Origin of the sequence: Streptomyces sp. NPDC127106 (assembly GCF_042677605.1) — a bacterium.
Lineage (GTDB): Bacteria > Actinomycetota > Actinomycetes > Streptomycetales > Streptomycetaceae > Streptomyces.
On sequence record NZ_JBHXTC010000107.1, the window covers coordinates 1 to 9,408 of the forward strand.

General features: G+C 45.8%; 13 protein-coding genes and 1 pseudogene. All 14 read right to left on the reverse strand.

Annotation, left to right across the window (positions count from 1 at the left end):
* Positions 1-224: 224 nt before the first annotated feature.
* Entirely contained in the window at positions 225-1,001 is a 777-nt protein-coding gene (locus tag ACFVGY_RS37085; protein ID WP_376642730.1) for a glucosaminidase domain-containing protein, read from the reverse strand.
* A 5-nt stretch (positions 1,002-1,006) separates the two neighbouring features.
* On the reverse strand, positions 1,007-1,225 hold the full coding sequence (locus ACFVGY_RS37090; RefSeq protein ID WP_376642732.1) for a hypothetical protein: 219 nt from the start codon (positions 1,223-1,225) through the stop codon (positions 1,007-1,009).
* A gap of 13 nt (positions 1,226-1,238) precedes the next feature.
* Positions 1,239-2,345: a hypothetical protein gene (locus ACFVGY_RS37095; protein WP_376642734.1), complete on the reverse strand. Its 1,107-nt coding sequence runs from the start codon at positions 2,343-2,345 to the stop codon at positions 1,239-1,241.
* On the reverse strand, positions 2,346-3,131 hold the full coding sequence (locus ACFVGY_RS37100) for a hypothetical protein (RefSeq protein ID WP_376642735.1): 786 nt from the start codon (positions 3,129-3,131) through the stop codon (positions 2,346-2,348).
* A complete protein-coding gene (locus ACFVGY_RS37105; protein ID WP_376642737.1) occupies positions 3,100-3,924 on the reverse strand; it encodes a glycoside hydrolase family 73 protein in 825 nt (274 codons plus the stop codon). Before ACFVGY_RS37105 ends, ACFVGY_RS37100 begins: the two co-directional genes overlap by 32 nt.
* Before the next feature lie 8 nt (positions 3,925-3,932).
* On the reverse strand, positions 3,933-4,694 hold the full coding sequence (locus ACFVGY_RS37110) for a LysM peptidoglycan-binding domain-containing protein (RefSeq protein ID WP_376642739.1): 762 nt from the start codon (positions 4,692-4,694) through the stop codon (positions 3,933-3,935).
* Positions 4,681-4,977: a hypothetical protein gene (locus ACFVGY_RS37115; protein WP_063336321.1), complete on the reverse strand. Its 297-nt coding sequence runs from the start codon at positions 4,975-4,977 to the stop codon at positions 4,681-4,683. The genes ACFVGY_RS37110 and ACFVGY_RS37115 overlap by 14 nt, the downstream gene beginning before the upstream one ends.
* Positions 4,978-5,317: 340 nt before the next feature.
* Positions 5,318-5,662 carry a hypothetical protein gene (locus ACFVGY_RS37120; protein WP_376642741.1) on the reverse strand — a complete coding sequence of 115 codons (345 nt, stop codon included), beginning with the start codon at positions 5,660-5,662 and terminating at the stop codon, positions 5,318-5,320.
* Between the two features lie 247 nt (positions 5,663-5,909).
* Entirely contained in the window at positions 5,910-6,158 is a 249-nt protein-coding gene (locus ACFVGY_RS37125; protein WP_080467411.1) for a hypothetical protein, read from the reverse strand.
* Positions 6,159-6,217: 59 nt separating this feature from the next.
* On the reverse strand, positions 6,218-7,276 hold the full coding sequence (locus ACFVGY_RS37130) for a hypothetical protein (protein WP_376642743.1): 1,059 nt from the start codon (positions 7,274-7,276) through the stop codon (positions 6,218-6,220).
* A gap of 315 nt (positions 7,277-7,591) precedes the next feature.
* Positions 7,592-8,233 (reverse strand): hypothetical protein, encoded by a 642-nt coding sequence (locus ACFVGY_RS37135; protein WP_376642745.1) that lies wholly within the window; start codon positions 8,231-8,233, stop codon positions 7,592-7,594.
* Positions 8,211-8,459: a hypothetical protein gene (locus tag ACFVGY_RS37140; protein WP_376642747.1), complete on the reverse strand. Its 249-nt coding sequence runs from the start codon at positions 8,457-8,459 to the stop codon at positions 8,211-8,213. The genes ACFVGY_RS37135 and ACFVGY_RS37140 overlap by 23 nt, the downstream gene beginning before the upstream one ends.
* A gap of 50 nt (positions 8,460-8,509) precedes the next feature.
* A complete protein-coding gene (locus tag ACFVGY_RS37145; protein ID WP_376642749.1) occupies positions 8,510-9,064 on the reverse strand; it encodes a hypothetical protein in 555 nt (184 codons plus the stop codon).
* Positions 9,052-9,408, reverse strand: a pseudogene (locus ACFVGY_RS37150) (hypothetical protein); the annotation flags it as partial. The pseudogene ACFVGY_RS37150 and the gene ACFVGY_RS37145, both read right to left, overlap by 13 nt.

Sequence of the window (9,408 nt, forward strand, 5' to 3'; positions counted from 1 at the left end):
GAGAGGTACGATTCTTGCCGCTAAATTCACTGATTTTCCTTGACAATCCCACATTTCTGTGCTAATTAACATGTCACCCGGGAACTGTCAATAATAAAAAATCCCGCCGGATATTTTTCCAGCGGGTTGTGTCTCGGGCGTGACTCTATTGTTACAGATAGATTAGAAGTCTTCCGCGGCTCCTATTCTACTTAATTTTAACAAATGTTAGTATATATTGTAAATTATTTCACCCTTAACCGTTGACCGACATAAATCTTATTCGCATCCGGGATACGATTAACTGTGGTCAATGTCTTAACGGACACACCGAATTTCTTACCAATTTTCGTCAGGTTGTCGCCCGCCTTTACGGTGTAGAATGTACCGCCGGATGGTGCGGCTCCTGATACCTTCAGGACTTGACCAACACGAATCATATTAACATCTTTAATACCGTTCACTTTCGCCAACTCCTTCACTGACGTATTATATTTCTTTGCAATTGCTGTCAATGTGTCACCCGCCTTAACGGTATATGTCGAGCCGGACGACTTGGCAGGTTTCGCCTTCACTGCGGCTTTGTTCCCGACCTTATCGTATTTCGTCAGCCCGTGGGCTTCGATTGTGGCGATAAGCTTCTTCGCATAGTTCGGGTCTGTCGCATATCCACCCTTTTGGATGGCGGCACAAGCTTGTACATAGTTCGTTTCCCCGACAACAGCCTTATAACGGTCAAGACGGTTATAGAGGTTCACAAGGTCTATGATAGAATCGCGAACAGACTTATACGCCCGGAACCCTGCTTTGATTGTTTTATCGACCCCGTTTAAAACCTCCCACGTGCCCATATGAACGGTTCCAGCGTTCCCGATACCTTTTATACCAAACAGGTTATTTGCACGCGTAGCAAGCCCGGATTTGCCCCAATTTGACTCATGTATGGCTTGTGCTGTGATAACTGAAGGTAAAACTCGACTTACACCGTATAATTTTTGTGCTTCACTTGCAACATTCTCCATGAAACTCATTCTTTTACACTCTCCCTCATTTGTTGTCTCATTTCATTTATTTGTTCGTCTGAAGCGGATTCAATCCATAGTTTTCTATCCTTCTGAAATTGCGCCCGCCAATATCCCGGCGGCTGTACGGTTGTCGCATTATCCGGTACGGAATCAGCCGGAACAATTTCAGGATAGTCGAAGATGAAATCCGAATCATATACGAATACTTGTATCATTTCCATTGCTCCAACCCTCCTAGTAAGGCACTGCCGCGTCTAATGACCAACTGGACACGGCGGACTGATTGTTTCCTGAAAAGCCGACAAACGCCAGTTTACCGTCAGTGTTGATATAAAATTTTGTGAAGCCTGTCGTTCCGTATGCTGTTGCCATGACCGCCTTTTTGTCTGACGGTGAATATGACGCGGGCAATTGTGCAAAGTCAACGCCGAGGTCACACGCCACGTCACCTTTTAGCATGAGGATGTTTCCCCAGCGGGTATACTGCGGTGTTCTTCCTGACGCCTTTGCTCCATTCAATAACGGAAGGTTATACCATGTGAGCGCCATAAAATCATTTTGTGTAAACAGCTGTCGCCAACCCCTGAATACATTGTCAGTGTGTATAACACCAATCCATGACGTATTATCATAGGAACGTGTCAGAACCAATTTCCGCAGACCGTTTGGCGCTGGTAGAATGTCGAGATAGTACCAAGAAGCGTCACCCGGTAACGGTAGTTGATTCCATCCTGTCCCATAATAAAAACCGGGTGGTGCGGTGAATATGCTGTCAGCTGAAGCCAACCGTTTCCGCATTCCTTCAGCATCCGTTAATGCATATTTCTGTGAGAAGTTTTGAACCCCGATAACATCCTGAAGCGATAGATTCGTTGTCTGTAAATCCTTTTGCAGCTGTGTCGCATCCGTAGCAGCTTGATTCCATTTCAAACGTTCAGAATCCGAGACGTGAGGTTTAGCATTTGCGATATGGTTCTTCAGGTTTGTTTCTGATGTCGTCACCCTGTCACTCATACCGTCCCACTTGGTACGGTCTTCAGACGATACGTGTTTGGTCGTGTCCTTTACATGAGCGTCCAAGACTCGGCCGAATGAATCAACGTCAGCCTTCATACTTTGAATTTGTTGGTCAGTTGCACCAGTTGACCCACCGTCCGCGGTATCCTCTAACGCTTGGACTTTTTGCTGAAGCGTCAGAATATCGTTCTTTATCTCATCTGACACGTCCATATGGTCAACGGTGTCCTGAAGCTTTGCCATCTTGTCTTTTAAATCTGAAATACTTGTTTTGACGCCTGTATCATCATAGGGCGGCGTCCGCCTTGACCCGAGTTCAATCAATTAGGACACCTCCACGATTGTGACGACTGTCTCAGTATCAGCGACTAGGTACACGTCAGGGCTTTGGCTATGAACCTTAAATGTTAGCGGGCTGTCGTTAGACGTGAGCGGCGCACCTGTAGTCGTCTCGACACCCTGCTTACCCCAATAAATGACACCCGAGTTAGGCGGGTAGATCGTCAACTCTCGGCGGTTTGTCAGTTTGCTAGAACCTGACTTTGCCATTACAGGCGTGACGCCTACACTCACCCCACCAACCCTAAAGTCATTCATTCCGGCTTCCCGAGTTGGTACAGGTTGTGTCGCCGGGATAGAAGACCCGCCGAGTGTGACAGGCTTATCTATCTCAACACTCCCAATATGCTTGTCGCCTGCCGCAAGCGGCGGTAACGCTGATATATCTACGGTTCCTGTCATCTGCCCAAGCTGAACGGTGTCAATGGACTGTGGTATAGATGACGCTGTAAATTTCTCAATCCAAGATTCGACCCGGACTTTTTCGGGCTGCACGATCGCGGCGTCAAGGTAGATTGTGTGATAGCCGAGCGGTCGCGCCAAAAGCTTTGTTGACCCCGGCGCTACGGCTAAAAGATAATTGTTAGGCGACACGCTCGGGCGCTCGTGTACGTACACGATCTGACTTGTGTTATTTGTTATGGCTGAATGGTTCGGCTTTGTGTCGTCAAAATAAACCGTTGTAATGTCGCCCGGTAGCATGGTGACGGTCTGTTCACGCCATGTACTCTTTTTATGGTCATCCCCCGGCTGTTTGACTAGTTCCGGCATTCTTGTTCACTCCTTTTGCTATTGTAGCGGCTTTCTTGATGTGGTTTGACGCGCTGCGTCCTTTCTTAATGGCTTTGGCTCCCTTAGAAACAGATTTGACAGCACGACCACCCGGAACAAAATCCATTGCGGTGGATGCTGTACCTTTCGCAACGTCTCCGACTGCTGGGAAGGCTTTCATAAAGAACACGATTGCAATGATAGCAAGCCCGAGAATAAGAGACCATCTGAACACGCCGAACATGATATTTGATAAATATGATTTGTCGTCAGTGCCTGAAGATGAAGAATCCCCACCTGTCGCCCCGGCTCCTGACGTTCCTTTGAATGTAATGTCCTTATCATCGTACTGGTGAAGGTTGTTACTGCTGATAATGCCGAGAAGCTTATTTACATAGTTAGGGTCTGTTGCATACCCTCCAGCTTTGATTCCCTTCGCATAGTCCTCAACGCTTTTTGCGTTCTTCAGCTTTGACGCATAACGCGGCTTGGATAATAGTTCCGCGTGGGCGCGTATGGAATCTTGATAGCTGTTGTACTTTGCAAAGCCATCCTTCACGTGATAGGTCTTACCGTTATATACTTCGGTCGTACCCATCGTGGCACTTCCTGCTGTACCTCTTCCCTTTATTCCAAATAGGTTCTTAGAGTAGTAGGCAAGCCCGGACAATCCGCCCGGGTTTGAACCGCCTGATTCTAACATGATTTGACCCAGTATGATGGATGCAGGGATGCCAGTTTCTTTCTGTATGGCTTGCGCGTCTTTGATAAACGGCTTTATATTTACGCCCATACTTCCACCTACTTTGTCAGGATTTTGATTTTCTGACCCGGTTTAATTTTGTTCGGGTCTTTGAGTTTGTTAAACTTGGCTGTTTCCATATACGCGGCTTTTGTACCACCCTTACCATATTTCTGCGTCAATTCTGACAACGTGTCACCTTTTTTCACCGTCACCGTTTTGTATTTTGGTGTAGACGGTTTTTTCGCTGGCGATGGCTTTTTAGCCGGGGTTGACGGTTTTTTAGCAGGTGTTGTCGTTTTGGCAGGTGTTGACGGTTTCGCGTTCTTCAGCTTTTCCAGTTCTTTATGAAGCTGGTCATTTTCTGTTTCCAAGTTGCTGTATTTCTTCGCTTGATCGGCAAGCTGTTTTGAAATGCTGTCCTTTACTTGGTCAACATACGTTTTGTTTTCCTTGCCAATATCGGTAATGGTGTCGATTACATCTGACTTAAATGATTCTTGGTTCTGCCCCAATTCATTTGCAAAGTTGTTTAAGGCTGTATCAACGCTACCTTCAATGAGAGATTGATTGTTTTGTAGCTGTGCCTGAACCAAGCTTGAATTCATAGGATTGCCATCCAAGTAATCACCCTCTAATGCTTCAGAAGTCACGTACTGTTCTTCCTCAGCAGGACGCCCACGCGTCACAAGGGAGACTAATAGAAAGACCCCAATTGCAACCGACCCGATAATGACAATATTCTTTTTGTTTAATTGGAATTTCTTTTTACCCGGGGAATGACCCCCGGATTCATGACCGACTTGTTCAAATTCCGCCATACCAATATAAGCCTCCTATCGGATCACCGAAATAATGATTCTTAGGGAAGTTTTCTTCATCTACCTGATTTCCGTTTAGATCGACTGTCGCTTTCTCAATACTCATGTTTGTTACTTTGTCGATCAATGCTTCTTTCGGAACCATCGGGTAAATGAAGTTGGCATGTGTTGGGCGTAATTCTTCAGCGTCTCCAATACCTAGCTGCGCGTCAGGTAGCTCCACTGGACGTGAAAGCTCCTGAAGCGCATGAACCCGGTTTTGAAGGTGATAGCCTTCCATCATGCCGCCTTACCTCCCTTGTAATACTTTGATGCCTGAAATTGAATTGCTCGCGATTGTGCTGATAATGGAAGTCGTAGACTTGGCATTTTTCAGGAACAGATAAATACCAATGAGAATCCCGATACCCGCAATCACGTCAAAAAACTTGTTAACCATCCACAAGACCTCCCATGATTTGTTTTACCTTGTCAACGTTCAGGACTGCCATACTTGCGAGAACAAGTACCAAGAACGTGTACGTTATTTTTTCATTTGTGAACATACCCAGCAGGATAACGAAAAAGAGAAAGGTGATAATAAACCGCATAGACTTTGTAAACTCTTGCATAGAATCACCCCTTTACTTCAAGCCAAAACCGCGTTTAAGACCGTTCCAAAACCCATCTATGAAACTGTCTTTAGCGGCTTTTTTGACTTTCTTTTTCTGCTCCGGCTTCATCTTTTGATACTTTTTATACGTGTCGTATCCTGTCGCTTTTTCAACTGCCTTTTTCGCTGTCTTTCCGGCTTCGTCGACGGTTTCTTTTGTAGATTCCCAACCATCTTTTACAACGTCCATCGGTGTAGAAATGTCAGGCGTCATTTTCTGTGCCATCTTTGACAGGTGTTTGCCGCCATAAAAGTCATCAAGAATAATCCATATGGCTGTGAGCGCCAGCGTGAAAAACAAAAGACCTTTTTCCATGTGTTATCCCTTCTTTTTGCGGCGGATAAAGAAGAACCAAAACACGATGATAATAACGGTGAGAACAAGAATTTTAGTCATTGCTTGACGCACCCCCGATTTTTGAAATAACCATTTTCAGATCGGTTAGAATTTCCCGTGTCTGTTCGTTATCCTTTGATTGTTTGAACATGAACCACGCGAGCATTACGCCCATGGCTCCGTTATTTAATAGGATTGAATAGATTTGCTCCACAAGTCACACCCCCTACACCCTTGCCGAGAATAGGAATACGACAAGGAACACAATGCCGAACCCCAGCAAGATTTGTTTTGATGTAATAGGGTCTTGCTTTACGTCATGCTCTTTTGCTGTGTCCTCATCATCGACAAGAGACATTTGATCTTCAGCTTCGGGAACTGTAGACGTTCGGGTACTCATAAACCCCATGTTTGGATATAAGTCTGCGGCATGGTAGAACATTTCACCTAGACCCATTTGTGATGGTGCGTTCATATAAATCCTCCTTCGTAGTAGTCAAATAAGAAAAGGAGGGAAAAGCCCTCCCGCGTGTATTAATGCAAGCGTGAAAGCTTTTCAGCAACGATTTTCACGCGCCCGCCTTTTTGAGTATTGAAGCGAATCCAAAACTCTGTAAGACGTTCGGTGTCAATATAGTCACGAGAGCCGCCGAGGTTTGGCAAGCCTTGGTTAGAGAAGTCAAACACATAAACCCCATCCGGTAAGACATAACCCAAGTCCGAATGATTTCGGGCTGCAAGTGCTGACGGCTTAATGCTGTAAGGGATGTCGGCTTGGTTAAATACCAATTCCAAGTTGCCCGCAAAGTCGCTGTCCTTCAGCGGGTTGCCTGACTCATCCGTAAAGTAAAACATGAGTTTACGGTAGATCGTCCCTGTCTGAAGCTTCACGATATTTTGACCGTTCCCGGTGAACTGTTCGCCTTTTTCGTTTACAAGCTTCAGGACAGAAATATCCGGCATAGCTTGTGGTACAGAAGGGACGGAGAACGTTTCAATTGTCGGCGTGATTTTCAATTGCTTCAGTGTAACGGTGTCTCCAGTAGCCAACTGATACGCGTCTTGCGCGCGTGCTGTATCAATCTGAAGGGAAACGGTTGTCTCCTCGTTTTGTAGCAAGATAAGACCGACCGGGTCACGTTGGTTTAAAGTTAATGGCAGCGCGACTTGGAATTTAATACGCGCGTCTTTACCTGACGTGCTCGCGGCTGTTTCAATGTAAGATAACGCCCGCGGACTTGATGCAGGTAATAGAACGTCTGGATTCAATCGGTTTAAGCTGTATAGGTGAAGGGCTTCGCCTGACACAACAAAAGGACGGAATCCACTGTTTAATTCCAGTGCAATATTTCTGATAATCTGGTATGGTGAAAATGGTTTAGTTGGAATTGCCGCGTTCTGCGATTTGAGAGAGACAGTCGCGTCAAATTCAACTAAAATTTGTGATAGCAGGCGTACTTTCGGTAGGTTGAATGATACCGTTTGTGCGTCCTCTGTCACTGTCTGTGTACCCATCATCTGCCATGTTTGGCGGGTAGCCTGCGAGAATAGTTGAGCCTTTGCCTGTGCTGATAGTTGCTGTTGAGTTGCCATAAATTAAAATTCCTCCTTAGACTTCTGCCGCGATTGTAGATACAACCGGGATATGATATTTTGCTGAAGCTTTCTTAATAATCCACATGAAAACCATCGTGATAAATACAGTAATGAACGTATGAACTAACCATTTAACCTTCATGCTTTTTTCCTCCTTATACTGCGTTTACTAATTGCGTCACACCGTTAACCGGATGCTTCGTGACAATAACCTTTGTTACGACAATGACCATCATTGTGAATAGCGCAATGACAATCATGTTCTTCAGCCCGACACCTGCAAATTTTCGTGTCTCCAAGTCATCACCTCCTTTAAAGCTTCAATTTTGCTAGTACCGGGTTTTGCATACCCACTTTCCAATACCAAAAATTGTGCCCGCCGGGTTGCTCCATAAATTGCGGCATCCCTGTTGCTTTCACAATCTTTTTACGGTCATCCGGGTTTTGCATGGTGAAAATGAAATAGTGTGAACTGTTGGCCATAGCAATGACCGGAATGTCTGTTGGGCGCTGGGTACAAGCCCAAACGACTGCTTCTTTCGAACGCCCGCGCGTGTATAAGGCTTTCAATTCTTTCGGGTAGTTATGGGCGCTTGGCGCGACTTCCATTAATTCGTCTATCCATAGAATCGTATTTTCACGCTTGTACACCCAGCTCATGAGCGCGTTGTAATATTCCGGCTCTAATTCTTCAGCGACCGGGCAATAGATAATTTTCGGCGTCTCGACCTCGGACACGTCTTCCAATCGGTGAACCACAGTAAAGTCCTTACCTTCCTGCAAGCCATGCCACAATTCCTGCCGTTTCTTGCGGCGCTCGTGTACTTCGCCTTTCGTATCAAGCTTTACCACATGGTCTTTCCCAGCGAGATATACCTCAGCGACAACCGATTTACCTGTACCGGTTTGACCACAGATAAAAACGTGTTCGTCATCGCCAATTGTCATTCGCATGTTTTCCACTTCCTTTCGTGCTGTAAGCTTTCACAACACGCTTCACGCCTTTACCTCTTTTCATAGCAGCCATGATGGACGGTTTCGGGATTTTGTCGTAAGGGATTTTCTCCACAACTAAAAATTCCTCGCCCTGTTCGATAATGTCCAAGTGTTCAAACCAATAACGGCTGTATTCATGCATGGGGATGTTGTAATAGAAGTCACCTTGCTTCAGCGTCACCATACCGGACATAGTCGATCATCCCCTCTAAATGGTTGAGGAATTTTAAGACATCAATATCCTCCGAAAGGGATGAGTTGATGTAAGGAGCCGCCAAATTGCTTACTAGTGGGTTCCCCAGATCGTTCAGCAGGCTTTTGATTAGTTCTTTCAGGCGCGCTTTCATTTCCTCGTTGTTCTGTTGGTTGTTTTGGTAGTTCTCGTTTTGGCAAGACATTTTTCTGTACCTCTTTCTTTTTAGGTTGTTTGGATTTCCACATAATGAATTTAGGTATAAAGATCGTAAAGCACGCAATGAGTAACGCTATATGGTCTGCATACTCACTGGCGACACCCGCCACGCCTTCAGACTTCGCCATGATGTTTGCGAGTGGCGTACATATCTGTTCGGCTTCATCGGCGGTTAATGCAAAGTCTTCCATCCCAGGTCGTGCTGCCACGATCGCGCTTGTCGTCAGTAACAGCATTTTCAGCTGGGATGAATCAACATTGCCCGCCGTCTTTTTCTTGGCTGCGCTTTTCTTTTTCGTGCCAGTACCAGGAGGGCGACCGCGTTTCTTTTTCGGCTGTTCCTCCTGGTCACTTCCCGGCACATCTACCATAACCACCCGAGGAGCGTTTTCGCTTTGCTTGGTGCTGGCTGTTCCTCTTCCTCCGGTTCCTCCACTTTTGGCGGTTCCGGTACTGGAATTTCCTGTGCTTGTCCCTGCGGCTGTTCCTTTGTTCCCATCAGGTTTTGGATGTCCTGTAGCAGATTCTTTGCCCATTTTGGCGCGTCCTCCTGTTCCTCTTTTTTCGGTGTTTCTTCAGCAGACGATTTTTCTTCTTTTTCTTCTAGTTCTTTTGGCATAGAAAATAAATCCTCCTTTTGTCCTATTTGTGTTCGCTTAATTAATGTTTTTAGGTGCATGGGGTCGTTTGGGTGTGATAAGTTGAGTATGACGGGTGGAGT